This window comes from Empedobacter stercoris (assembly GCF_025244765.1).
Lineage (GTDB): Bacteria > Bacteroidota > Bacteroidia > Flavobacteriales > Weeksellaceae > Empedobacter > Empedobacter stercoris.
In genome coordinates this window covers 1,234,384-1,260,602 of record NZ_CP104209.1, presented here as the reverse complement: position 1 = coordinate 1,260,602, position 26,219 = coordinate 1,234,384, and the positions used below count along the sequence as shown (strand labels likewise).

Genomic DNA, 26,219 nt, shown 5'->3' with positions numbered 1-26,219 from the left:
ACCAAACACTCTCTTAATTTTTAGAAAGAGGTGTCCAAATCATTTTGACAACGTACACTTTTGTTTTAAGATTTAGACGATCAAGTTTTTGATCAATTTTGGTAAGAAGATCTACCAAAGGTTCGAATGGATTGTTCATGTTAATATTTTTAAAATTCTACAATCACAATTTATGTTCGATTTTAGCTTTTTCTAATTTTTTAGATTCCAAACAAATTCCAAATTTTATTATGTTGTTAATCAGTAGTTTATTCTTTATAAAAAAAGAAATTTTTTATAGTATCAATATATTATAGAATATTTTGGAATTTTTATTATCCTTAAATAATAGATATTTTGCGAATTAGTTATTTAAATAAATAATATTTACTTGAATACTATATGTTTATAGAGGTAAATTGATTAACGAAGAAACAGTTAAAATATATAGCTTATTAATCTTTGAAATGATAAAAAGTTATAAGATTATTAGAATTAAAGAAGCGTAAGTGTGATATTAATAGTTGAAAATTCTAGCAACTTGGCTAGCAACCAAAAATAAAAAAGCCCTAAACATAAGTATTTAGGGCTTTATTAGCGGAGAGTGAGGGATTCGAACCCCCGGAGGTGTGACCCTCAACAGTTTTCAAGACTGCCGCATTCGACCACTCTGCCAACTCTCCTACACAGCGTTTACTGCTGTATTGCGAGTGCAAATATAGAACGCTTTTTCGTTTTTCCAAACTCTGAAAACAATTATTTTAAAATTATTTTTTAACAAAATGATTATCAATTGAATATTTTTGAGGTTTTTTATTGACTATGGCCTTTCAGACCTTAAATTTGCACTTTAGTTTAAATAATAGCCATGAATAATTCCGTTGAATATACATCAACTCAAAAAAATCGAATTCGTTTAGCCGTTTCGTTGTTCTTTTTTTCACAAGGTTTAGCTTTCTCATCTTGGGCAAGTCGAATACCAACGATTAAATCAGAATTAGGAATTTCAGAAGGTCAGTTAGGAACTTTATTGTTGTTGATGCCAATTGGTCAATTGTGTACAATGGCGCTTTCGGGCAAGTTAGTCGCAAAATGTGGAAGTAAAAACGTATTGCAAATTGTTGTTCTAATTTATCCAATGCTTCTTTGTTGTATTGGTTTAGCACAAGACTTTTATCAATTAGGAGCAGTTTTATTCTTTTTTGGTGTAGTTGGTAATATGTGCAACATTTCGGTGAATACACAAGGTGTTGAGGTCGAAAAAATATATGGTAAATCAATTATGTCGTCATTTCATGGTGCGTGGAGTATTGCTGGTTTTACTGGAGCTTTGATTGGTTTATTGATGATGAATTTACATGTCAATACATTTTATCATTTTGTACTTATTTATGGTTTAATTGTATTGAATTGGATGGTGAATAAGAGATATTTGGTTGATTCCATTCCGTCTCCAGCAAAGGAAAAGAAATCTATTTTCTCAAAACCTGATATAGTGCTGGTTCAATTAGGAATAATAGGTTTTCTAAGTATGGCGACAGAGGGTGCGATGTTTGATTGGAGTGGTGTTTATTTTCAAGATATTGTAAAAGCGCCTCAAAATTTAGTTGTCGTAGGCTATGCTTCTTTTATGGTGATGATGGCTACAGGTCGTTTTGTTGGTGATTATTTTATCAGTAAATATGGGAAGCAGCGTATTTTACAAATTAGCGGAATATTGATGTTTTCGGGCTTGATGCTTTCGGTATTTTTTCCTCAATTTATAGTGTGTACCATTGCTTTTATGATGGTGGGACTTGGTGTGGCATGTAATGTGCCAACGGTTTATAGTGTTGCCGGAAAAAATAAGAATGTTAATCCAGGAGTAGCTTTGGCAATGGTTTCGAGTATATCTTTTTTAGGATTTTTGATGGGCCCTCCACTTATTGGATACATTGCAGAGGTTTCAGATTTGAGATATTCTTATGCGCTATTTGCATGTTTCGGATTGATTATGGTTTTTATGGTTGGAAGAATGAAAATTTTTAAGGCATAATAACAGTTTTCCTTGAATATTTTTCTATTAAATAGGTTTTATGAACTTTTAAGTAAAAAATAATTCCAATAAAATAGCAAACAACATCAATTACATCACCGGTATAATTCGTAGAATATTTTGGCATAACAACTTCCATTAAAATTGATAAAACAATAGCTGTAATGATTAAATATGATGTTGGATAAATGTATAATTGTCCGTTATATTTTAGTTTCGAAATGATATAACAACCCAGATGAGTCATAGCAGGAACAGCAAAAATATCAGTTAAATAATGATTGATATAGTCGATTTCGATGGCATAAATACGTGTAATTTTCACGAAAATCCAACTTAATAAATAGAGACAAAAGTAGGGATCGAACAATTTCATCCTTATACCACAAGTAGAATAATCAAAACACAAAAAACACCCAAAATTGCAAGAAATATAAAAAACGCATCGTCTATTAATTTTTGTGTGGTACTTCGTTTATCTTTATTTTCCATTATTCAAACAAATTTTTACAAAATTATTTTATTCATTTAGAATAGCATAAGACGAATGTCATTGTAAAGTGTTTAAAATAGGATAAGGCTATTATTTAAAACAAATTTCTTAACTTTAATTGTGTGAATATTGTTAATTTCATCAATAAAACCGTCATTTCGAGTGGAATTCTGAAAGAATTTTGTATCGAGAAAAAGGTTTTTGAAGGTGAAATTCTATTCTCATACAATTTTTCTTTATTTTATTTCGAAATGTTATTCGAACTGACGAATTTTAATTCAAAATACATAACGGGTTAACTTTAATAAATTAAATAATTGATCATGAAAATACTTTTATTATTTCTTTTTCCAATTTGTCTTTTTGCACAAGTAGAAATACAAAATGATAATTTGAAGAATAAATTGATAATTCTATTTGCACAATCAATTGGCTATTTTGACTCAAAGTATAAACAAAATTTATCGCTTGAGAAGAATAATGAATTGATGCAAGATTATGTAAAACATCATAATAATCAACTGACAACGGTTTCTCCTCTAAATCCTATTGAAGAAAGAATTGAGTATAGATTTGATGATTCTATGACCATAACACAAAATTTAATTAGAAGTATTGTACATGAGATATTTTTAAGTAAACCATTGAAATTAGGGAAATAAAAAAGCCCAATCTTTTAATTGAGCTTTTAAAATACTATAAAAAATATATAAAAAATTCTGAACTTAGAATTTAATATCCTCTGTTGTAGCGATTAAATCTTGTAATGTTTCACGGCGACGAATTAAATAATCTTTGTCATCAATTAACAAGACTTCCGCTGGTTTGAAACGCGAATTATAGTTTGATGCCATCGAGAAACAATATGCTCCTGCATTGTGGAAACATAAAATATCACCTTCGCTAATTTCATTTATTTTACGATTCGATCCAAACGTATCTGTTTCACAAATGTACCCTACAACAGTGTAATAACGACTACGTCCTTCTGGGTTCGAAATATTTTCGATTTCATGATGAGCGCTGTAAAACATTGGACGAATTAAATGATTAAATCCTGTGTCTATTCCAGCAAAAACAGTAGACGTCGTTTGTTTTACAACATTTACAGATGCTAAGAAAGATCCTGCTTCAGAAACCATGTATTTTCCTGGTTCAAACATTAGTGTTAATGGTTTTCCATACGCTTTTTCAAATGCATTGAAACGTGCTGATAAACGTTCTCCTAAATATTCGATGTCTGTTTCATCTGCTCCTGGATAATAAGGAACTTTAAATCCTGATCCAAAATCGATGTAAGATAAGTTCTTGAATTCTGCAGCAACTTCAAATAAAATTTCTGCTCCTTGTAAGAAAACATCAATGTCCAAAATATCAGAACCTGTATGCATATGTACTCCGTCCAAATGTAAACCTGTATTTTCTACAACACGTTTGATATGTGGTAATTGATGAATAGAAATCCCGAATTTAGAATCGATGTGTCCTACCGAGATGTTCGCATTTCCGCCCGCCATAATATGCGGATTGATACGTACACAAACTGGATATTTAGGAAAATCTTGCCCAAATGTTTCTAAAACCGAAAGGTTATCAATGTTGATACGAACGCCTAATTCAATTGCTTTTTTGATCTCTGCATACGAAACGCCATTTGGCGTATAAATGATTTCTTTCGGTTTGAAACCCGCCATTAATCCTAATTCTACTTCTTGAATAGAAACTGTATCCAATCCTGAACCAAGTGATTTAAAATACTTTAAAATATTAAGATTTGTGTTCGCCTTACATGCATAATTTAACTTTAAACGTTTGACTGTAGAAAATGCATTGGTCATCTTATCATATTGCGATTTTATTTTGTTCGCATCATATACATATAAAGGTGCGCCATATTTTTGCACCAATTCTAATAGACGTTCTCTATTCAGTTCCATTTTGTTTAATTTTTTGTTTAAAGTTAAATTTCAGTTGCCAAAATTACGGAAATCAAATGGTTTTCTGACGATAATTCAGAATAAACTTGTTAAAAATCAATAAATTTGAATTTAATTTAAAAGATTAGTTTTTGTTTCGAATATTATTCGTTAATCTAAGTTTTAACCCTTCCACCATTCTTTGAAATAAAACACCGAATCGTTCAGATTTACTGTTTCACCGATCATCGGAGTTAAAATATCAACCTTATTCTGCTTGCCATATTCCACAACTTTTTCTAAAGGTTCGTCCCAAGCATGTTTTGCTAATGCAAATTTTGCAGCATGTACAGGAATTATGTGTTTCGCTTTTAGATCGGTAACAATAGCAGGAATATCCGTTGGTAATGCATGAATGTATTTCCACGCATCGTTGTATTGTCCATTTTCGAGAATCGCAAAATCAAATTGTCCATATTTTTCTCCTATTTCTTTGAAATGTGTGTCATAGCCACTGTCTCCACCTAAGAATAGTTTTTGCGTTGGGGTTTTCAAAACATAGGAAGTCCAAAGTGTAACGTTGCGTTTAAATTTTCGACCAGAAAAATGACGAGCAGGAGTAAAGGTTATTTCAAGATTATTCTTCAACTTTATAGTAGTATACCATTCTTCTTCGATTAATTGTTCTGGTAAATAATTCCATTTTTCGAAATGTGCACCAACACCTAATGGCAAAATTACTTTATCCACTTTATGTTGTAATTCTTTTACCGTTTCATAATCCAAATGATCGTAATGATCATGTGAAATCACTAAATAATCAATCTTCGGAAAATCCTTTGTATGGTAGGTATTTGCTCCTTTAAATGCTTTATTGAAAATTGGTAAAGGTGAACCATGTTCACTAAAAACAGGATCAATTAAGAAATTAATTCCATCTAATTGAATGTAATAAGACGAATGTCCCAACCAAATGAAGATATTTTCAGATGGATCAATTGATAAAATATCTGTTTGAATATGAGGAATTGAATCTTTTGGAGAAATATTCGAGTCTTTTTTACCGAAAATAAAATCCCACATCACTTTTTTAGCATCATAGCCTTCTGCAAAAGCAGGTGTGTGATTGAGGTTTTGAAACTGTCCATTTTTATAATGTTTAGATTGTTTCATTCGTTCCAAACGTTCTCCAGTAGCTTCTGCACCAAACGTATTCATTTGTAGAATGGCAAAAGTTAGTAGTGAAAATAAAATAATGAGAGAAAGAATGAAGTAAAACATTTGTTTAAAAACTTTTCGGTGATTGATTTTTTTCATTTGGTTCAAAAATATAAAATGTTTTCAAATTGATAAGTTGTAAAAGGTAATGTAACATTTGTAACTTTCAAATTAAATTACTTTTATCAATTTTGTAACCGATTAGAAAAGTATAACGAATGGAATTTATCTTACAACCTTGGCCATGGTACATTGGTGGCCCAATAATCGCAATCGTAATGTTATTGCTGATTTATTTTGGAAAAAGTTTTGGATTTTCATCTAATTTCAGAACCATTTGTTCTGCTTTTGGAGCTGGAAAATCATGTGATTTTTTCTCTTTTGATTGGAAAGCACAAAAATGGAATTTATTATTCTTGGTGGGTGCTGTAATTGGAGGTTATCTATCGGTACATTTTTTATCAGATAATCAAATTCCAGCAATTTCAGAAGCGACAATCGCACAATTAAACGAAATGGGTTTTGAAAGTGCAGGAAAAACATATTCTCCTACCGAAATATTCGAAACTATGTCGATTAAAAATATTGCCTTATTATTTGTAGGTGGATTATTAATTGGTTTCGGAACACGCTATGCAGGTGGTTGTACATCTGGACACGCAATTTCTGGTTTGAGTGATTTGCAATTACCTTCATTAATTGCTGTAATCGGATTTTTTATCGGTGGACTTTTAATGGTTCATGTATTGTTTCCTTTAATTTTTTAATTTCATGAGAAGTTTAGTTTATATCATATTAGGTATTATCTTTGGTGCAACCATGTATAAGGCAGAAACAGCCTCTTGGTTCAGAATTTTTGAAATGTTCAATTTTCAATCTTTCCATATGTACGGATTTATTGGTTCAGCATTGGTTGTCGGAACGATTGGAATTCAATTAATGAAAAAGAAAGAAGCAAAAGATATTAATGGTCAGAAAATTGTGATTCAACCCAAAGCAAAATCGATTGCACGTTATTTAATCGGAGGTATTTTCTTCGGTTTAGGTTGGGCATTAGTTGGAGCTTGCCCTGGTCCAATTTTTGTATTGTTAGGTGCTGGTGTTTATCCAATTTTAATTACAATTGCTGGTGCATTAATAGGTACTTTTGTTTACGGAAAAGTTAGAAATAAAATCCCACATTAAACATGATAAAAGAGAAAATAGAAGCAACTTACCCTTATCAATTTGAAGATGAATTGTTGGATGAAATTAATGAATTAGGTTCATTGATCGAGTTCAAAGCAAATGATGTCATGATCGATTTAAACCAATTTATCAAAGGAATGCCCATTCTTTTGAAAGGTGCTATTAAGATTATGCGCGAGGATTTTGATGAAGGTGAATTGTTGTTATATTTTCTTGAAAAAGGGGATACATGTGCCATGACAATGGCGTGTTGTTTGGGTGATAGACAAAGTAAAATTCGTGCTATTGCCGAAACAGATGGTGAATTGGTGATGATTCCGATTACTAAAATGGACGAATGGTTAGCGAAATATGCTTCTTGGCGTCGTTTTATTTTTGATAGTTATAACAATAGAATGGAAGAGATGTTGGTTGCGATTGACAATTTAGCATTTAATGACATGAACCAACGATTGAAAAAATATCTGTTGGATGTTGCAAGTATCAACAAAGGGAAAGTGATTGTGAAGACACATCAAGAAATAGCATACGAACTCAATACTTCTCGTGTGGTAATTTCTCGCCTTTTGAAAGCATTAGAAAAAGAAGGTTTCCTTCAATTAAATCGAAACGAAATAACGATTAATTAAGAAATCATTTTAATCATGCAAAAAAAGGAATCTCAATTTTGAGATTCCTTTTTTTATCTAAATGTATTATTTTACAAGATTAATTTAATGTTTTTTTAAAAATTTTGTAACAAATGTTACAATTTGTATTCTCATGCTTTTCTACCTTTGCCGCGTTATATAAATGACGATATGATTGCCCGTATAATTTATTTTGGATTATTGCTACTTACATTTTTTCCGTTTATAGAGTCGTCTGTGGCGCTTCTTTTAGGAATTGGTTATGGATTAATTTTTCAAAATGAATTTGGTGATTTTTCAAAAAAATATTCCAAAAAGTTATTAAATATAGCAATCATAGGTTTAGGGTTAGGTTTGAATCTTCACGAAGCAGTTTCGGTAAGTAAAGATGGGTTTATACTCACTTTTATTTCTATAATAAGTGTTTTTGTATTAGGATTTGTGTTTTATCGATTATTAAAAATCAATAAGAATACATCGTTGCTGATTACTTCGGGAACTGCTATTTGTGGAGGAAGCGCAATTGCGGCTATTTCTTCGGTTTTACAACCAAAAGCGAACCAAATTACGATTGCAATGGCAGTAGTTTTTGTGTTGAACGCAATAGCGCTGGTTATTTTTCCTACGATTGGACATTTATTTCATTTAACCCAATATCAATTTGGTTTGTGGTCAGCGATTGCTATTCATGATACAAGTTCTGTGGTTGGAGCAGCAAAACAGTACGGAGAGCAAGCGTTAGAGATTGCGACAACTGTAAAATTGAGCCGTACATTGTGGATTTTTCCATTGGCTTTGTTCATCGGTTATTTTAATAAAAAAGAAAATTCTACTTATAAATTTCCTTACTTTATTTTAGGTTTTGTCGCAACAATGCTAATTGCAACTTATTTTCCACAAGGCGAAAAAGTTTATCAAATCTTACAAGGCTTTTCGAAACAATTAATGGTAGTAGCGTTGTTTATGATTGGTTCGTTAATTAATTTACAATCAATCAAACAAGCTGGTTTCAAGACTTTGTCTTATGGAATTTTACTTTGGATATTCATCTCGATTTTATCTTTGGTATTGGTTCTGAAATTTTTCTAAACAACAGATAAGCATTCTTATTCATCTGTAACATTGGTTACTGTCCACTGTTTTTTAGTCACTTAACTTTGTATCAACAAAAGAAAAAAGGTTAAACCATAAAAATATACACATATGTTTTTTCAACACATTTTTGAGAAGTCTTTAGCACATTCAAGCTACATTGTAGGATGTCAAGTTGCTGGAGAAGCGATTGTAATTGATCCAAAAAGAGATATCGATACTTATATAAAAATAGCCGAAGAAAATAATCTTAAAATTACGCACATTGCGGAAACGCATATTCATGCAGATTATCTTTCAGGAAGTCAGGAATTGGCTTATGTGACAGGTGCTAAAATGTATTTGTCGGATGAAGGAGGTAAAGATTGGCAATACGATTTTGACCATGTTGGATTAAAAAATGGAGATAAAATAGAAGTCGGAAATTTAATCTTCGAAGTGATGCATACGCCAGGACATACGCCAGAAAGTATAAGTTTCTTGTTGACTGATACACCTGCAACAAAAGAACCTGTCATGATTTTTACAGGAGACTTTGTGTTTGTCGGAGATATTGGTCGTCCAGATTTGTTAGAAGAAGCGGCAGGTTTGGTTGGAACGAAAGAGGTTGGCGCAAAACAGATGTTCGAATCATTGAAAAAATTTCAAGCTTTACCCGATTATCTTCAAGTTTGGCCAGCGCATGGTGCAGGATCAGCTTGTGGAAAAGCATTGGGAGCTGTAGCAAGTTCAACAGTTGGATACGAAAAAATAAGAAACTGGGCATTACAATTTGATCAAAATGAAAAAGGTTTCATCGATTATCTATTAGCAGATCAACCAGAGGCACCAGCTTATTTTGCTATGATGAAAAAGTTGAACAAGACAAAACGTCCTTTATTAATAGAAGTTCCGAAATGGGCTAAGTTGACATATATTGAATTTGAGAAAGCAAAAGATTTTGGAATGAAAGTAATTGATGCAAGAATCAAAATAGATTTTTCGCAAATACATGTTCCAGGAACAATCAATATTCAAAACAATAAAACATTCAACACTTGGATGGGTTGGATGGTAAATTATCAAGAACCAATCGTGTTAGTTGTAGAAGAAAATGAGGTAGAGGACATGACGCGAAAACTAATGCGAATTGGTTTAGATAATGTGTACGGTTATATTACACCAGCAGAATTATTGAGCAATACAGAAGAAATGACTTCTTCAACTATTATTGATGCTGATGCGATGGAAAATTATATCGGGAATGATGAGGTTCAAATTTTAGATGTAAGAGGTGAAGCCGAATTTAAAGAAGGTTTTATAGAAGGAGCAAAACATATTTTCGTAGGTTATTTACCAAAACGATACCATGAATTGGATCCGAATAAAAAAGTAGTTTTACACTGTCAAGCAGGTGATAGAGCAACAATTGCACAGAGTTTTTTAGAATCAAAAGGTTTTGAAGTAGAAAATTATAGTGCAGGAATGGCAGATTGGAAATTGAATAAAAAACCATTAGTCAAATAATATGTTTTTCAAAAAAATTATTAAAATGTTGACATCAAACTCAAACGTAGAAAATTATCTACAAGAAGGCGCATTGCTATTGGATGTGCGTACAAACGCGGAGTTCTTGGCAGGACATCATGCAGATTCGGTTAATATTCCATTACAAGAATTAGAAAGCAGAATAGGCGAATTGTCGAGCAAGAAGATAGTAACGGTATGCAGAAGCGGAGCAAGAAGTGGGCAAGCTGCAGTTATACTAAAGAATAAAGGTTTTGATGCCATCAATGGCGGACCTTGGAACATGATTTAAGTACATAATTAAATTATATTGAATGGATTTATTAGACAGAATACAAGGAAATAATTTTTATCTAATTGATTTTTATGCAGATTGGTGTGCACCATGTCAATTGCAACTTCAATTTTTAGAAAACTTAAAAGGAAAACTTCCTGATTATGTCGAGATAATAAAAATTGATGTAGATAAAGACAAAATAAGTACGATTCAGTTTGATGCGATGTATCAAGTAAATGGCGTACCAACTTTAATGCTTTTTCATCAAGGAAAACTTCTTTGGAAGCATTATGGAGTTAAGTTTGAAGATGATTTACAAAAAATAGTAGAACAATTTTTGATCTAAAAAAAACAGTAATCGTGTCTGAATCTTTTAAAAGATAACGCGATTACTGTTATTTTTTTTTAAACAATATGTGTTAATTACTAATTTATTCCTTGTCTTATTTAGATAAAATAAAAAATATTAGATAAAAAGTGTGAATACAATAAAAACGTTAACATTTATTAAAAAAAAATCATACATGATTTGCATTAGTATGATTTATGTTATAGTTTTGAGTAAATGATATTACAAATAGGTAATATGAATTAACACTAATTATGATTTTAAGGCTTCTGTAAAAGAAGCCTTTTTTATTTTCATTAAAAATAAAGCAGATTAAGCAAATATTTAAACAACACAATTGGTTGTGCTGACTTACTTTTTTAAAGTTAATTACAGTAGTTGAGAAGTTTTTTTACAAAATTATTTTTGAAATTCGGTTGCTAATAATTCAACTATTTTCATGATGTTTTGATTTGTAAATAAAAGATAAGATTACATCAGGTAAAAAAACAGCTTTACTAAATTGTAAAGCTATTTTTATATTTTAAATATCATCTGTGTATAAATCGATAATTGGTCGAGGTTTTTTTCGTTTGATTTGCGTTAACCAATAAATGAAAATACCTATTCCATTTCCGAAAATAATCACGGTTATCCAAACTAAACGTTCGTCACTTTTAATCAAATTTGGATTTTTTAAGGCATGTACAATGAAGTAAACAAAAGAAATTACGCCAGTAAAAAAACTCATTAAAACTAAAAAGATGAAAATGATAAGATTTCCTAATAAAGCACTCAGAAGCGATTTCGAATTTCCCATATGTCCAAGTTGTGCATCGAGCGTATTAAACATCGAATAAAAAATTCCAAAATAACTCAGCAAGCCAAGTATAAATAAAGTGATTGGAACAATAGCCAAAGTGGCTTGTAGCTTTGGATTGTTTAAAAGAGACGTTAGATCTCTGTCAATTAGTAGATTCTTCATCATTTGAAAAATAATCTTTTATTTTTTTTGCTTTAGATTTCCCTATACAATCGGTTAACTCTAACAAAGATGCATTTTTTATTCGTTCAACCGATTTAAATTTTGTTAATAATTCTTTAATTGTTTGCGGACCGATTCCATTTATTTCTTCTAAAACCGAATTATAGGCATTTTTACTGCGACGATTTCGATGGCGAGTAATCCCAAATCGGTGCGATTCGTCTCGTACATGTTGCAGCACTTTTAAGGTTTCAGAATTTTTGTCCAAGTACAAAGGATAAGGATCGTCTGGATAATAAATTTCTTCCAAACGTTTTGCAATTCCAATGACAGATACTTTTCCACGTAAACCTAAACGGTCAATCGATTTTAAAGCCGAACTTAATTGTCCTTTTCCTCCATCAATCAAGATTAGCTGAGGCAATGGTTCACCTTCAGCCAAAACGCGTGTATAACGACGTTCTATTACTTCTTCCATTGTTGCAAAATCATTTGGACCTTCAACTGTTTTGACATTGAAAATTCGGTAATCTTTTTTGCTTGGCTTTGCATTTTTAAAGACAACACAAGCCGATACAGGATTTGTTCCTTGAATATTAGAGTTATCGAAACCTTCTATATGACGAGGTTCTGCAGGTAATCGCAAATCAACCTTCATTTGATTCATAATGCGATTTGTATGACGGTCTGGATCGATAATTTTGGTTTGTTTGAGCTGTTCCAAACGATAAATTCGCGTGTTTTTTAACGATAAATCAACAATGTGTTTTTTATCGCCAATTTTTGGAACTGTAATTTTTCGGAATGGAATTTCTAAACTTAATTCGAATGGAACATAAATTTCTTTCGAAGTAAGATTAAATCGTTCTGAGAAATCAATAATCGCGCGCTCCAATAAATCTTCATCCGTCTCATCCAATTTCTTTTTCCACTCTTCGGTATGCGATTGTATAATTGCACCATGATAAATTTTCATGAAATTGACATACGCATATTCCTCATCCGATGTAATCGAAAAAACATCAACATTGGTAATGGTAGGTGAAACAATTGTTGAACGTGCTTGGTAATTTTGTAAAGCTTCGATTTTCTCTTTGATCATTTGTGCTTTTTCAAATTTCAAATCCGATGCATATTTTGTCATTTGATTGATTAAATATTGCTTTGCTTCGTTAAATTCTCCTTTGATAATATTACGAATCGCCGAAATTTGCTCATTATAATCTTCTTCGGTTTGGTAATTTTCGCAAGGTCCAAGACAATTGCCAATATGGTATTCTAAACAAACTTTGAATTTATGGTTTTCGATGTTTTTTTCGCTCAAATCGTACGAACATGTTCTGATTTGATACAATTCTTTGATCAAACCTAATAAAACTTTCATGGTTTTGACATTAGAATATGGACCAAAATATTCAGAACCATCTTTGATTACATTTCGTGTCGAAAAAATACGTGGAAATCGTTCGTTTTTAATGCAAATCCATGGATAGGTTTTGTCATCTCTTAACAGAATATTGTAGCGTGGCTGATGTTCTTTGATCAGATTATTTTCCAATAACAACGCATCGTATTCGGAATTAACATTAATCGTTTCGATGTTATCAATATTACTCACCAAAACACGCAATCGTTTCGAATCGTGTTGTTTATTGAAATATGAATTCACACGACGTTTCAGGTTTTTCGCTTTACCAATGTATAACAAATCTCCTTTTTTGTTATAATATTGATAAACACCTGGCGTTTCGGGTAAACTCGCTAATTTTAATTTTACATTTTCATTCATCAAACTACCTCTACAACATTTATTTTTTGCTGTTCATCATCAATATAAATCAAGATTTTTGTTTGAATTTTATAGCCCAAATTGTTGAAAAATTCAGCATATCTATTCACTTGAAAATGATGATCTAAATCGGGTTGCCCAGTTTTATAATCAATAATTGAACAATTATTTTCAGCATCAATGACAACACGATCGGCTCTGAAAATTTGTCCATTTTCATCAATAAAATCGCGTTCATTTAAAACCGTTAAACCTTCAGCAAAATAGGGAACTAATTTAGCATCTTGTAAGAGATTTTGCAAGGTTTTTTGCAGATGTTCTACATTTTCAGCAGAAACAGTACCACGTTGTTTTTCACTTTCGATGATTTTTGGTAAATCATTTTGCGTTACAATTTGTGATAAAATAGTATGAATTGTATTTCCAAATTCTGTGAATTTTAACTTTTCTTGTGCTTTTTCTGAATTGGTGTTAATCACCAAACGTGTATTCCAATCCGAAGAATAAATTTTAAGTTCTGCCGAAGAGTTTTCAATAACTTTTGGTGTTGAAATACGTTCTGGTGTACCTTTCAAAATAACTTCATCTTCAGAAAAGCCTTTGCTGAAAACAAATTCGTGTAAATAGTTGGCAATATTTTTTGATTTCGAAGACTCTTTAGGCTTTTGCGCAATCATGTACAATTGTTCTTTTGCACGTGTTGTTGCAACATAAAGCGTATTAATTTCATCCAATTGAACCAAGTTTTCTTCTTCGTCAATTTTTGATTTTATCGCTTCGTTTTTGATGGTTTTTAATTCATTGTTAATCCCAACATAAAACGTTTCGAATGGATTATCTTCATCTTTTTGCAGTGGAATCCAAATTTTAGAATTCTTACTTTGCCAATCCAAAAATGGTAAAATAACAACTGGAAATTCCAAACCTTTAGACTTGTGAATCGTCATAATTTGAATTGCATCGACACCTTTTGGCGTTTTGATACTTGCTTTATCTTTGATCGTTGACCAAAATTCGAGAAACGAATTAAGATCTGATTCATTTTTTGATGAATAGTCTAAAATAACATCCAAAAAGCTCAAAATATAAGCAGGTGAACGTTCTTGTAAATGCAATGTACGAACAGCTTTTTCGGTGAAATCATACAACGAAAGGTTTTGATCCTGAATAAAATCTAAATCAATTCCAAGTGATTTGGTTAATTTCAAAAATTTCGGCAAACCTTCTTTCAACGCTTTTTCAACGGTGATGGTTAAATCATCTGTTCTGAATAATTCTAATTCGTACGCAACCATCAAAAAGCGTATTTTAGATTGTTCATCTTGTGGATTTGATGTTATTTTAAACAAATATTCGATTAATTGTATTTCAAATGAATTTTTTAACAATAAAGCTTCATTGGAAATGACAACTAAATTATTTTCGGTCAAATATTTTGCCAACAAAACGCCTTGCGCATTACTACGAACCAAAATTGCAATATCACTTAAAGAAAAACCATTTGCACGACAATCTTCAATCGTTTTCAGAACCAATTCTAAGTTTTTTTCTTTGAATAAGTCTTTTGATCGACCTTCTTGTTCGATAAAATTTATTTTCACAAAACCATCTTTTTGATGATTGGTGAATTGTTTATTACCGATTTCATACAAATACTGAAAACTTGGTAAATTAAGTTTAGGCGCTATAAACGAATACAATTCATTGTTAAATTGGATGATATTTTCGTGGCTTCGCCAGTTTTTTTCTAATTCTTCAACCTTGATATTTTCTTCTTCTTTTCGATCAATTAAATCTATCATTTGTGCTGGATTTCCTCCTCGCCAACGGTATATAGATTGTTTTGCATCACCAACCAACATAATCGTGTCAGATTGCGCACGCGCATTTTCCACCAACGGATTTAGATTGTTCCATTGTAAAGTTGAAGTATCTTGAAATTCATCAATAAAATAGTGATTGTAGCGCGAGCCAATTCGTTCGTAAATAAAATTAGCAGGTTGTTGTTGCAGATTTTTACTGATGATGGTATTGAATTCGTTTATCAATAAAACATTCGAATCTTTTTTGATCGAATCCAACGATTTTTCGACTTCATTAATCAACGAAATTGACGAAATGTTTTTTTGAATAGACGTTAATAAAAGTAAGTGATCATTAATATTTGCAGCTTTTTCGAACAAATCTTTAATCTGTGGAAAAATAGATTCGGCAGTTGCATCTTTTACTTTCGAAAGATAACCGCCTTCTAAAACATCTTTTGTGTTGGCATCGGTTGGTAAAATCAATCCAAAACCATCATAATTCTTTAATTTTTGGAAAAAAGCGGCAATACCACGACTTTTTCCAGGTAATTCGTTTACAGAAATTCCATTGTTTGCCAGCAACTCAAAAAACTCATTTCCGATTGTAATCAATCCATCTTTCAACGTTTTGATATCATCAAAAATAACCTTTCGGTAACGAATAAATTCGTCTAATGAAATATTTTTCAACTTTTCTAAATCTTGTAAATGACGATCGTTTGAAATATCAGAAGTGTCAGAAGAAAGGGTTTTACGGATATCCCATGATTTATTTTCGTCCATATTATCCAACGCAATTTTGATCATGGTTTGCGTTAATTTTTCGTCTTCTCCAATTTTTGAATAGAGTAAATCAACCGATTCGTTGATAATTTCTGTTGTATTCATTTCGACATCAAAATTCATCGATAAACCCAAATCTTGTGCAAAAGATTTCATCAATCGTAGATTAAATTTATCAATCGTAGAAATTGAAAATTTGGAGTAATTATGAAGAATGGCAATCAGAATATTATACGCTTTCGCCTTGATAATTTCTGGCTTCATGTTCAATTCAGAAGAAAGTTCAAGAATATAAGAATCTTCTTTTGGATTCGAACTTTTGGCAATTTCTTCCAATGTTTCGATGATACGCTCTTTCATTTCACCAGCAGCTTTGTTGGTAAACGTGATGGCTAATATATGTTCGAAATGATAATCGCTTTCGTTGGTTAATAACAACGAGAGAAATTCTTTAACTAATGTGTAGGTTTTACCTGCACCAGCTGATGCATTGTAAATTTTGAAATCGCCTGCTTGTAACAAATTCTGAATTTTTAGGAAAGTTAAACAATCTTCTCAAAAATAGAAAATCAGAATGCCAAAACATGACGTACTAAAAAAGGAAACTCAACTGAGTTTCCTTTTTTGTAAATGTTATAAATGCGATGAAATTTTGATTATTTCTTAATTTCTTTTTTTAGCTGTTTTTGCTTTTTTTCAATCTCCTTTAGCATTTGTTTAGTGTTTTTTTCTTGTAATACAAGTTCTTTCTTTTTTTCTTCAAGATATTTACTCATTTCTTTAGGATCTTCAGAATAAAATGTTTTTACAGTAAATGAACCTAATTTTTGTATTTCGGGATTTTTAGGATCAGTTTTTAGAGCTGTAATATCATAACCTCTTGCTTGCGATTCTTTTAATTGTTTTTCTATTTCCGTTTTATCAATTCCTTTATTTTTTGAAAAACTTACACTATAACCATTATCAATTCCTTTTGATTTTAATTGATTTTCTAAATAAACTTTATCAATCTCTGAACTAATAATTTTATGTTCAACACCATTTTTGTCGGTGTAAATAGAATAACCATTTTTCAGAGTAATATTATTTTTTACCGTTGGCATTTTAGCAGTTGTTACTTTTTTATCAATATTCGGAATATCTTTTTCAGAGTTAAAAATTCTGATAACACTTGAATCTTTTTTGAAAATTTCTATTAAACCTTCGCTCTTTTTTACAATTACTTTATTAATATCTTTTGGATCTATTTTTTGTAAAACTTTGCCATCTTTACCATATAGTGTTGTCGGTATTAATTCTTTTTTTCTAACATTATCTTTTATTTTTATCGAATCATTCAAGATGATATCTCCAGCATCGTTTAAAATAATTTTGTTTTGCGGATTACTTTTCAAAATATCTTTTAATTCTTCTTTGGTCATTGTTTTACCATCAGATAAATTTTTGATTAACGTAATAGTGTCATTCAGGTTTTTCGTTATTTTATTTTCTTCTTTTGTATCAAATATCAAATCCGCTTGCGATTGAACAGGTTTTTCCAATGCTTGTTCTACCTTTTTTGCTTTATTTTCTACTTCCTGAGCAAAAGATTTTTGAGAAAACAATACAAAAGCGCTTAGTATAAAAGGTAAAGAAGCAAAAGAAAGAATTTTAGCTTTTCGATTTGAGGTGTTTTTCGTCATCATAAGTAGGCGTTTTTTGGTTAGTATAAAATTGAAATTACTCGCCATCATTGATGGATTTTGAGTTGCAATGCAATCTAAAATTTGATGTTGATAAGTTTTTAAATCAGAGTTTCTTTTTAACACATATTCATCTGCCAAAAACTCATGATTTAGTTTGATCGATTTTTTGTAGAAATAAATAAAAGGATTGAACCAAAAAAGGATTTGAAAAATTTCTATCCATAATATATCAAAACTATGTTTCTGAATACAATGTGCTTTTTCGTGATCAATTAAATTTTGATGTAAATTCTCGAGTTGTTTTTTGGGAATAAAAATATAATTCCAAAAACTATAAGGTTGACTTGATTGTAAATCGAGAACATAAGTAATTTCGTGGTCTTTTATTTTTTCTTCTGTTTTAATTTTAAATAACAAGTTGTACAAATTGTAACTAAATCTGGCTAAAAATAAAACTGCAAATAGGATGTAAATTACATTTAAAATATCCCCAAAGTTAATTCCTTCTTCTTGTTGCAATACGTCAGGGTTTTGCATTAAAAAAGCTAATAGTTCAGGCGAAATATTTGTTTCGTTAGCTGTAATTGGTAAATCTATTTTATACAAAGGCGCTGTCAACGAGAAAACTAACGAGAATAAAAGATAAAATCGATTGATTTTATACATACTTTCGCGCTCCAATAAAAGTTTGTAAAATGAATACAAAAAACCAGAGCAAAGAATAAATTTTATGACATAAGCAACCATAAGCTATTTCTTTTTACGGTCTATTTCATTGTCGATGATATCACGTAATTTTTCTAATTCTTCAACAGACATATTGTTCGATTTAGCAAAAAATGAAGCAAATTGTGTTGCCGAATTATTAAAAAAGTTGGAAATCATTCCTTTTACTTCTTTCGAAAAATAATCATCTTTTTTCACCAAAGCATAGTATCGTCGCGAGTTTCCCATTTGCTCGTAATCAATATAACCTTTGTCGTGCATCCTTTTTAATAAGGTAGAAATTGTAGTATTCGCAGGTTTTGGATCGTCATAAGAATCGATAATATCTTTCGCAAAAACTTGTTTTCCGCTCCAGATAACTTCCATTACTTCCTCTTCTCTTCTTGATAATTTAACATTCATATCTACAACTGTATTTTTATTACTACAAATATAGAATTTAATTTAACAAGGCAAAATTGTTTTAGAATTGTTTAACGATTAAGCACAAAAAAAGGAGCAAAAAGCTCCTTCTAATTTTTTTAATTAAAGCAATTACATTTCCATTAACTTATATGCTACACCAACACTAAAGTATGTGTTTGTAATTTTGTAATTGTCGTTCATTACTTCTGGGAAATAATTGTTGATGTTTGACAAACCTTTCGTAAAACGAGCATTAATTTCTAGTTCATCACTTACTTTATAAGCAGCACCAAAATTTAATCCGAAATCAAATGTTTTGAAATTATCTACAAATTTTTCTTTTTCATTAATTTTTCCTTCTTCAGTTTTCTTTTTAGCAGAAACTAAGAAACCTAATTGTGGACCAAATTCAACATTTAATCCATCCATAATTTCATAACGTCCCATTAAAGGAATATTAATATTATGTGTAATTAATTTAGCTTTTGAGTTATCATTTGTTTTCAATCCAGCTCCTTGTTTAGAATATAATAACTCTGGTTGAAAACTAATTTGATCCGTTATCTTATAGTTGGCATAACCTCCCACATAAAAATCAGTTCTGAATTTAGTTTGATTTTGATATATTTGTCTTGAATCACCAGATAAAGTCGGGAAGTTAAGACCTCCTTTAACTCCTAAATCAATTTGCGCGTTTGCTGCACTTAATCCACCAAAAAGTGCTATTCCTAAGATTAGTTTTTTCATTTTTTTATTACTTAAGTCTGAGTTATATTATTTAATTCAAAAGTAAAGTTTTATTCATAGATAAAATTGAGCTGTTCTTCAAAAAAATAATAATGCTTTTTTATTTCACAATATCTATGCCTTTTTTGTTAAAAATTCATAAAATATTATGACTTAAATAATTTTCGCTAAATAATCCATAATAATTTTCGTTGCATTTGGAGAATTTTGAACAAAATCTCCTGCTTTTTTTCCACTTGCTTTTCTAAAATTTTCGTCATTCATCAAATGGTTCATTATTTTATTAAATTCGGTTTGATTTGAAATTGAAAAACCACCACCAACTGCTATCAAGTCAACAGCTTCCTGGAATTTTTTGTATTTAGGTCCAAATACAACAGGATTTCCATACGTTACAGCTTCTAATGTATTGTGAATTCCTGCTCCAAAACCACCGCCAATATAAGTGATATCTGCATATGCATACACTTTGGATAGTAGTCCAATTGTATTTAGAATAAAAACTTTTGAATCAATTAAATCTTGTTGCGAAGTTTTTTCTAAATCAGAAAATTTAACAGTTTTTTGATTGATTTTACTCAGAAAAGAATTGATCTCAGCATCATTCAAATTATGTGGTGCGAAAACAATTTTCCAATCATTCGTTAATTTTTGATTGATTAATTCAATAAATAATTCTTCATCTTTTGGCCACGAACTTCCAACAACAATGAATTTTGAATGTTGTTTGAAAGTTTCCATAAAATCCAAGTGGTTGTCTTGGTGAATAATTTGTTTAACACGGTCAAAACGCGTATCACCTGCAATTGTATTCTGTGTAATCTGAATAGAGTCTAATAAATTTTTAGACTTTTCGTTTTGCACAAAGAAATGATTAATTAAACTTAATTTTTTAGCAAACCAGTTATTTCCAGCTTTTTTGAAAAAGTTTTGACTCTCTCTAAAGATAGAGGAAACCACAATTGTTGGTATTTTGTGTTGATGTAAAGTCGAAATTAAATTGAACCAATATTCGTATTTCACCAAAATCAAAATTTCGGGATGCAAGACTTTTATTAGTTTTTCTGCATTCGATTTTGTGTCTAAAGGTAAATAGAAAATTAAGTCAGCTCCTTGATAATTTTTTCTAATTTCGTAACCTGAAGGCGAGAAAAAGGAAACAGCAATTTTATGTGTAGGATACTTTTCTTTTAAGGTTTCGATCACAGGTCGACCTTGTTCAAACTCGCCTAAAGAAGAACAATGTACCCACAAAACTTTATCTGTTTTAGATAGTTTAGAAGCAATTTTTCCCTCCCAATTATCACGACCATTTATCCAAAGTTTCGCTTTTTCGTTAAAATTCGAAGCCAATTTTAGCGCCATTCCGTACGCCTTGATTGATATATTATAAAATCCTTGCACAATCTTGCAAAGTTAGAAATTTAGAACGAGCTTTTTTTGTACATTTGTTGTAATAATATCGACTTTTTAAAGTTGTAGATGTTGAAAGATTCATTAAGTTATGAAAAAAATACAAATGGTTGACTTACAGAGTCAATATCAAAAAATAAAAGGTGACGTTGATGCAGCAATTATGAATGTTTTAGATTCGGCTGCTTTTATAAATGGACCAGAAGTAAAACAATTCGAAACTGAATTACAAGAATATCTTAACGTAAAACATGTTATTCCTTGTGGAAATGGGACAGATGCTTTACAAATCGCTTTGATGGCATTAGGATTGGAGCCAGGTGACGAGGTAATTACGGCAGATTTTACTTTTGCGGCAACGGTAGAAGTGATTGATTTATTAAAATTAAATTCTGTTTTAGTAGATGTCGATTATGATACATTTACAATTGATACAGAAAAATTGAAAGCTGCTATTACACCAAAAACTAAAGCAATTATTCCAGTTCATTTATTTGGGCAATGTGCTAATATGGATGAGATTATGGCAATTGCAAAAGAGCATAACTTATATGTTGTAGAAGATACAGCGCAAGCAATTGGTGCAGAATACAAAGGTCAAAAAGCTGGTACAATTGGTCATATTGGTTGTACATCTTTCTTCCCTTCTAAAAATTTAGGATGTTACGGAGATGGTGGAGCGATTTTTACGAATGATGATGATATTGCACATCGTTTACGTGGAATTGTAAATCACGGAATGTACAAGCGTTACTACCACGATGAAGTTGGGGTTAACTCACGTTTAGATTCAGTTCAAGCAGCAGTTTTACGCCGCAAACTACCATTCTTAGACGAGTATAATGCTGCACGTAACAAAGCAGCGGCTTATTATTCAGAAGCTTTTAAAGATATTGATGCGCTAATTACACCATCAAAAGGAGAAGATACAACACATGTTTTTCATCAATATACTTTACGTGTAACAAATGGTAAACGTAACGAATTGCAAGCTTTCTTAACAGAAAAAGAAATTCCAGCAATGATTTATTATCCTGTTCCATTACGTAAACAAAAAGCGTATGATAACGGTCATTACAATGATGCAGACTTCCCAAATACCAATAAATTGGTTGAAGAAGTGATGTCTTTACCGATGCATACAGAGTTAGAAGAAGAACAATTGGTTTATATTACTTCTGCTGTGCGTGAATTCTTTGGAAAATAATTTACATTAAAAAAATATGAAAAAGCTTCTGATTGGTTTCAGAAGCTTTTTTATTTGCTTAAATTTGGACTAACTAATTCAATGAAATTACATAAAATGAATAAAATATTAGTAACCGGTGGTTTAGGCTATATCGGTTCGCATACAGTTGTAGCACTACAAAATGCAGGTTATGAAGTGGTGATTATTGATGATTTATCAAACACGAATATTGATTTTTTAGATAGAATTACATCGATTACTTCTATAAAACCATCTTTTTATCAAATAGATTTAAAAGATCAAGAAAAAGTAAATGAATTTTTTAAGACTAATAAAATTGACGGAATTATCAATTTTGCAGCACATAAAGCGGTTGGTGAATCTGTTGAAAAACCGTTGATGTACTATCGTAATAACCTTTTAGGATTAATTAATCTTTTAGATGCAATGAAAGATTATAATGCAGATAATATCATTTTTAGTTCATCTTGTACCGTTTATGGACAGGCAGATCATATGCCAATTAATGAACAAACACCACTAAAGAAACCAGAATCTCCTTACGGGAAAACGAAACAAATGGGTGAAGAGATTTTAGAAGATTTCTCTACAGCTTTCGATAAAAATGTGATTTGTTTACGTTATTTCAATCCAGTAGGCGCCCATCCTACAGCGAAAATTGGTGAATTACCAAAAGGAATTCCAAATAATTTGATTCCATATGTTACGCAAACGGCGGCAGGAATTAGAGAAGCTTTATCTGTTTGGGGAGACGATTACCCAACGCGTGATGGAACAGCAATTAGAGATTATATTGATGTGAATGATTTAGCAGATGCGCACGTAAAAGCTGTAACTCGTTTGATTGAAAATAAAAATAAGGCGAAATTAGAGTTCTTTAATCTTGGAACAGGAACGGGTTCGACAGTTTTAGAAGTTGTTCATGCTTTTGAAGATGCAAATGATTTGAAATTGAATTATCAGATCAAAGAGCGTCGCGCGGGAGATATTATCGAAGCCTATGCAGATAATTCGTATGCAGAAAAAGAATTGGGATGGAAACCTGAAACTCAACTTGCAGATAGTATGCGTACAGCTTGGGAATGGCAAAAAAGTTTAGAACAATAAAAGAAAACGCTGTCAGGTTTAAAACCTTGACAGCGTTTTAATTGTTATAGAGTAGAAATTTAACTTTTGAAATTATTTTTTTACTTTTTTCAATACGTATAAATCTTTTAAATTTCCAGTAATTTCTTTTCCTTCTTGATCTAAAACTTTCAATCTATTTTCTTCAACTTTCAGGACCAAAGGGCTAATATTCGAGTTTAAGTGCAAAATATTTCCAGTAGCATCCCATTTATAAAAACCTTCATCTTGGTAAACCGTTTCTTTTCCTAAATATTCTTGTTCAATGAAAAAGTTACCGTCTTTTTTTATCTCAACAATATATTTTATTCCTTCGCAATCCGCACATGGTAAAGTACCTTCATATTTTCCATCCCAATCCAAAGAGTTTCTTGAATTATGTTCATCTTTAAATGTTTTTGTAGAGTTTTGAGCCACTTCAGCTTTTTTTTCTTCTTGTTGGATACCTTTTGATTGGCATGAGAATAAGATAAATGATGCAAAGATGCTCACTAATATAGATTTCTTCATAATTAATTTTATGATATGTTTAACAACAAATATGGTACCAAATTACGACTATATTTTTCTAACTTTCAATTAAAATTTAATAAAATGTTTCACGCAAAAAAAATACAAACACCTTTGGGAGAAATGCTTGCAATTAAGTCACAAAAAGGACTTTGTGTATTAGCATTTTTTGATGGGAAATCAACCGAAAAACAACTTAAAGAGATTGAAAAATTGGGTGAAATTGTAGAAAATAAGCACGATGAAGTTTTGTTAAATTTAGAAAAGGAGTTAGACGCTTATTTTGAAGGGAATTTGAACGAATTTAGCATTCCGCTTGATTTGATTGGAACTGATTTTCAGTTAAAGGTTTGGAACGAATTAATTAAAATTCCATTTGGAAAAACACGGTCATATAAGGAGCAATCGATGGCTTTGGGTAATTTGTTGGCGATACGTGCAGTTGCAAATGCAAACGCGAAAAATAAAATAGCAATTGTGGTGCCTTGTCATCGGGTTATTGGAACAAATGGATCTCTGACAGGATACGCAGGAGGTAATAAGCGCAAGAAATTTTTGTTAGAATTAGAATCAACACAATTGAATGTATTCTAAAAAAAAACTTCGAGAATTTTCTCTCGAAGCTTTTTTAATTTATTTTAGAATAATTATTCCATCGTTTTCAATTCGTTCAAGAAATCAACAATATCTTGACCAGAATAATCTGCCATTCCCATTGTGGTGTGTGCAATGTTTCCTTTTTTGTCTAAGATAATAGTTGTTGGTAACGAACCATTAAAAAATTCAGTCGGAATAGATGAGTTGGGATAAACCACTGGTAACGAAAGTTTTTTACGTTCCATGAATTTCGCTACTTTATCACGTTTTCCTTCTACTTCCACTGTTAAAATCACGATATCTTTATCCTCTTTTACTTTGTCATATAAAGTTTGAATAGAAGGCATTTCTGCAATACAAGGAGGGCACCAAGTAGCCCAAAAATTCATAAACACTACTTTTCCTTTCAGATCTTCCATGTTGACAGTTTTTCCATCCACATCTACCATTTCGAAAATATAATTTGCTTCGGTTTCTGGTTGAGAAGACTTTTCAACTTTTTCTAATTTTGGATCGAATAATCCTAATTTCATTAAACCTTGCTGCATCATTGCTTTAGCTTCTGGTACAAAAAGTAAGACCAAAGCCAACGCTCCTACGATAATAGTTGAGTAATTTCTTTTTAACATTGCTATAAATTTATTGTTTGTTCCCATTGTAATCCGCTTATATCGGTTAGTACTACTTTGTGAATTCTATTCTCTATTTCAAAATTTAAGTTTGCTTTCGCTCCCAAAGGTAACACTAAACTGTGTTTATGTGGTGTAACTTTTGCTACATAATAATTCGAAATTTGTTGTTGGTCTAAATTTGATAACTCTTTCATATCTAATGATTCAATGATTTTATTTTGGTCATTGTAAAAATCAATTTGGATTAAAAAAGAACCATATACATCAGCACCTTCTATTCGCATAACGTCAAATGAAACCTTATTTTGAAGTTGTTTTAAATTGGTTATTTCTACTTTTGGCTTGACCGATTTATTGTGTAAAGTTCCATAAACACCACCATGAAATACTTGATTTGTAAACAACGTAACGAATAATATGAAAAAACTAAATCCGATAAAATGAGGTGTATATTTTTTATAAGAAATAGAATTCCATTTATTTTCTTGTTCAACAAATTGATTTTTATTGAATAAATAATCCAAGGATATTTTACCAGAGCCCGCTTGCATTAGCGTGAATCCTCCTGCCAAACCTAATACGCCAATTTGCCATTCGTCCAAACAAGTTGTTCCAATCCATCCCGAACCTAACAAAATTCCCATTGCTAAGAAGAAAACACCGATACTCATGAAACGCGTTTTGTAACCAAGCATCAAACACAAGCCTACCACGCCTTCTATAATGGTGAAAATCCACATGTTCCACAATAAAGCTTCGGGATTTTCGACCAAATATTGAATAAGAGGTTTGATGAAAAGAGCGTTCGGTAAAAAATGATTAAATTTTTCGCCAATGTATCCAGTTGCTTCTGGATCAAGTTTGTTTTCTAAAATTAACCGCCTCCAAAAGGCAGAAAAGTACGTCCAACCAATGACTAAACGCAATGCCAATACAGCATTACCCATTGATAAAACAGATTTGTTTTGCATGATATGTTATATAAGTTACTTAAATCTACATTTTTGTTTTGTAGTCTAAAACCGTCAATTCGAGTGAAATTCATTTAGAATTTTGTATCGAGAATAAGGTTTTAGAAGATAAAATTCATCTTAATTATCGATACAATTTTTCTTCTTTTTATAGTTCGAAAAATCACTCGAATTG

At 31.0% G+C, this 26,219-nt stretch carries 26 protein-coding genes and 1 tRNA gene; 12 read left to right on the top strand and 15 right to left on the bottom strand.

Annotation, left to right across the window (positions count from 1 at the left end):
- Positions 1-13: 13 nt before the first annotated feature.
- Complete coding sequence (locus tag NZD85_RS05930) at positions 14-139, bottom strand: hypothetical protein (RefSeq protein ID WP_260544181.1); 126 nt, start codon at positions 137-139, stop codon at positions 14-16.
- 438 nt (positions 140-577) lie between these two features.
- Positions 578-662 (bottom strand) — tRNA-Ser (locus NZD85_RS05925).
- 185 nt (positions 663-847) lie between these two features.
- Between NZD85_RS05925 and NZD85_RS05920 the strand changes: the two genes are divergently transcribed.
- Positions 848-2,014 carry an MFS transporter gene (locus NZD85_RS05920; protein ID WP_260544179.1) on the top strand — a complete coding sequence of 389 codons (1,167 nt, stop codon included), beginning with the start codon at positions 848-850 and terminating at the stop codon, positions 2,012-2,014.
- Here the strand turns inward: NZD85_RS05920 and NZD85_RS05915 are convergent.
- On the bottom strand, positions 2,004-2,339 hold the full coding sequence (locus NZD85_RS05915) for a hypothetical protein (protein WP_188319699.1): 336 nt from the start codon (positions 2,337-2,339) through the stop codon (positions 2,004-2,006). The genes NZD85_RS05920 and NZD85_RS05915 overlap by 11 nt on opposite strands.
- A 491-nt stretch (positions 2,340-2,830) precedes the next feature.
- Here NZD85_RS05915 and NZD85_RS05910 point away from each other — a divergent pair, with 491 nt between their 5' ends.
- Complete coding sequence (locus tag NZD85_RS05910) at positions 2,831-3,169, top strand: hypothetical protein (RefSeq protein WP_260544177.1); 339 nt, start codon at positions 2,831-2,833, stop codon at positions 3,167-3,169.
- A 63-nt stretch (positions 3,170-3,232) separates the two neighbouring features.
- On the opposite strand, the gene lysA is transcribed toward NZD85_RS05910, so the two are convergent.
- Both lysA and NZD85_RS05900 read right to left on the bottom strand, forming a co-directional pair.
- Positions 3,233-4,444 (bottom strand): diaminopimelate decarboxylase, encoded by a 1,212-nt coding sequence (gene lysA / locus NZD85_RS05905; RefSeq protein ID WP_260544175.1) that lies wholly within the window; start codon positions 4,442-4,444, stop codon positions 3,233-3,235.
- Positions 4,445-4,606: 162 nt separating this feature from the next.
- Positions 4,607-5,740 (bottom strand): MBL fold metallo-hydrolase, encoded by a 1,134-nt coding sequence (locus tag NZD85_RS05900; RefSeq protein ID WP_260544173.1) that lies wholly within the window; start codon positions 5,738-5,740, stop codon positions 4,607-4,609.
- Positions 5,741-5,859: 119 nt separating this feature from the next.
- Between NZD85_RS05900 and NZD85_RS05895 the strand changes: the two genes are divergently transcribed.
- From NZD85_RS05895 to NZD85_RS05865, 7 genes are all read left to right on the top strand, one after another.
- Complete coding sequence (locus NZD85_RS05895) at positions 5,860-6,408, top strand: YeeE/YedE family protein (protein WP_260544170.1); 549 nt, start codon at positions 5,860-5,862, stop codon at positions 6,406-6,408.
- A 4-nt stretch (positions 6,409-6,412) separates the two neighbouring features.
- Positions 6,413-6,826 carry a YeeE/YedE family protein gene (locus tag NZD85_RS05890; RefSeq protein ID WP_171622874.1) on the top strand — a complete coding sequence of 138 codons (414 nt, stop codon included), beginning with the start codon at positions 6,413-6,415 and terminating at the stop codon, positions 6,824-6,826.
- Positions 6,827-6,828: 2 nt separating this feature from the next.
- Positions 6,829-7,458 carry a Crp/Fnr family transcriptional regulator gene (locus NZD85_RS05885; RefSeq protein WP_171622875.1) on the top strand — a complete coding sequence of 210 codons (630 nt, stop codon included), beginning with the start codon at positions 6,829-6,831 and terminating at the stop codon, positions 7,456-7,458.
- A gap of 171 nt (positions 7,459-7,629) precedes the next feature.
- On the top strand, positions 7,630-8,547 hold the full coding sequence (locus tag NZD85_RS05880) for a YeiH family protein (RefSeq protein WP_260544163.1): 918 nt from the start codon (positions 7,630-7,632) through the stop codon (positions 8,545-8,547).
- A 114-nt stretch (positions 8,548-8,661) separates the two neighbouring features.
- Positions 8,662-10,056: an MBL fold metallo-hydrolase gene (locus NZD85_RS05875; protein ID WP_260544160.1), complete on the top strand. Its 1,395-nt coding sequence runs from the start codon at positions 8,662-8,664 to the stop codon at positions 10,054-10,056.
- Positions 10,057-10,081: 25 nt separating this feature from the next.
- Positions 10,082-10,348 (top strand): rhodanese-like domain-containing protein, encoded by a 267-nt coding sequence (locus NZD85_RS05870; RefSeq protein ID WP_225539054.1) that lies wholly within the window; start codon positions 10,082-10,084, stop codon positions 10,346-10,348.
- Positions 10,349-10,370: 22 nt separating this feature from the next.
- On the top strand, positions 10,371-10,679 hold the full coding sequence (locus NZD85_RS05865) for a thioredoxin family protein (protein ID WP_260544155.1): 309 nt from the start codon (positions 10,371-10,373) through the stop codon (positions 10,677-10,679).
- 526 nt (positions 10,680-11,205) lie between these two features.
- Here NZD85_RS05865 and NZD85_RS05860 read toward each other — a convergent pair.
- The 7 genes from NZD85_RS05860 to NZD85_RS05830 form a co-directional block, all read right to left on the bottom strand.
- Positions 11,206-11,646 carry a hypothetical protein gene (locus tag NZD85_RS05860; protein ID WP_225532452.1) on the bottom strand — a complete coding sequence of 147 codons (441 nt, stop codon included), beginning with the start codon at positions 11,644-11,646 and terminating at the stop codon, positions 11,206-11,208.
- Positions 11,627-13,435: an excinuclease ABC subunit UvrC gene (gene uvrC, locus NZD85_RS05855; RefSeq protein WP_260544152.1), complete on the bottom strand. Its 1,809-nt coding sequence runs from the start codon at positions 13,433-13,435 to the stop codon at positions 11,627-11,629. Before uvrC ends, NZD85_RS05860 begins: the two co-directional genes overlap by 20 nt.
- A complete protein-coding gene (locus NZD85_RS05850) occupies positions 13,435-16,545 on the bottom strand; it encodes a UvrD-helicase domain-containing protein (RefSeq protein ID WP_260544150.1) in 3,111 nt (1,036 codons plus the stop codon). Before NZD85_RS05850 ends, uvrC begins: the two co-directional genes overlap by 1 nt.
- A 134-nt stretch (positions 16,546-16,679) precedes the next feature.
- Positions 16,680-18,374 carry a M56 family metallopeptidase gene (locus tag NZD85_RS05845; protein WP_260544147.1) on the bottom strand — a complete coding sequence of 565 codons (1,695 nt, stop codon included), beginning with the start codon at positions 18,372-18,374 and terminating at the stop codon, positions 16,680-16,682.
- Between the two features lie 84 nt (positions 18,375-18,458).
- Positions 18,459-18,836 carry a BlaI/MecI/CopY family transcriptional regulator gene (locus tag NZD85_RS05840; RefSeq protein ID WP_171622883.1) on the bottom strand — a complete coding sequence of 126 codons (378 nt, stop codon included), beginning with the start codon at positions 18,834-18,836 and terminating at the stop codon, positions 18,459-18,461.
- A 132-nt stretch (positions 18,837-18,968) separates the two neighbouring features.
- Positions 18,969-19,586 carry a porin family protein gene (locus NZD85_RS05835; RefSeq protein WP_171622884.1) on the bottom strand — a complete coding sequence of 206 codons (618 nt, stop codon included), beginning with the start codon at positions 19,584-19,586 and terminating at the stop codon, positions 18,969-18,971.
- A 153-nt stretch (positions 19,587-19,739) separates the two neighbouring features.
- Positions 19,740-20,951 (bottom strand): 3-deoxy-D-manno-octulosonic acid transferase, encoded by a 1,212-nt coding sequence (locus NZD85_RS05830; RefSeq protein WP_260544143.1) that lies wholly within the window; start codon positions 20,949-20,951, stop codon positions 19,740-19,742.
- A 139-nt stretch (positions 20,952-21,090) separates the two neighbouring features.
- Between NZD85_RS05830 and NZD85_RS05825 the strand changes: the two genes are divergently transcribed.
- Positions 21,091-22,206, top strand: a complete 1,116-nt coding sequence (locus NZD85_RS05825; RefSeq protein WP_260544140.1) for a DegT/DnrJ/EryC1/StrS family aminotransferase — start codon at positions 21,091-21,093, stop codon at positions 22,204-22,206.
- A 96-nt stretch (positions 22,207-22,302) separates the two neighbouring features.
- Positions 22,303-23,316: a UDP-glucose 4-epimerase GalE gene (gene galE / locus NZD85_RS05820; RefSeq protein ID WP_260544138.1), complete on the top strand. Its 1,014-nt coding sequence runs from the start codon at positions 22,303-22,305 to the stop codon at positions 23,314-23,316.
- A 72-nt stretch (positions 23,317-23,388) separates the two neighbouring features.
- On the opposite strand, the gene NZD85_RS05815 is transcribed toward galE, so the two are convergent.
- Complete coding sequence (locus tag NZD85_RS05815) at positions 23,389-23,844, bottom strand: copper resistance protein NlpE (protein WP_260544134.1); 456 nt, start codon at positions 23,842-23,844, stop codon at positions 23,389-23,391.
- A gap of 84 nt (positions 23,845-23,928) precedes the next feature.
- On the opposite strand from NZD85_RS05815, the gene NZD85_RS05810 reads away from it, so the two are divergent.
- On the top strand, positions 23,929-24,438 hold the full coding sequence (locus tag NZD85_RS05810; RefSeq protein ID WP_260544132.1) for a methylated-DNA--[protein]-cysteine S-methyltransferase: 510 nt from the start codon (positions 23,929-23,931) through the stop codon (positions 24,436-24,438).
- 53 nt (positions 24,439-24,491) lie between these two features.
- On the opposite strand, the gene NZD85_RS05805 is transcribed toward NZD85_RS05810, so the two are convergent.
- Both NZD85_RS05805 and NZD85_RS05800 read right to left on the bottom strand, forming a co-directional pair.
- Entirely contained in the window at positions 24,492-25,070 is a 579-nt protein-coding gene (locus tag NZD85_RS05805; protein ID WP_260544129.1) for a TlpA family protein disulfide reductase, read from the bottom strand.
- Positions 25,071-25,072: 2 nt separating this feature from the next.
- Entirely contained in the window at positions 25,073-26,044 is a 972-nt protein-coding gene (locus tag NZD85_RS05800; protein ID WP_260544127.1) for a TQO small subunit DoxD, read from the bottom strand.
- Between the last annotated feature and the right edge of the window lie 175 nt (positions 26,045-26,219).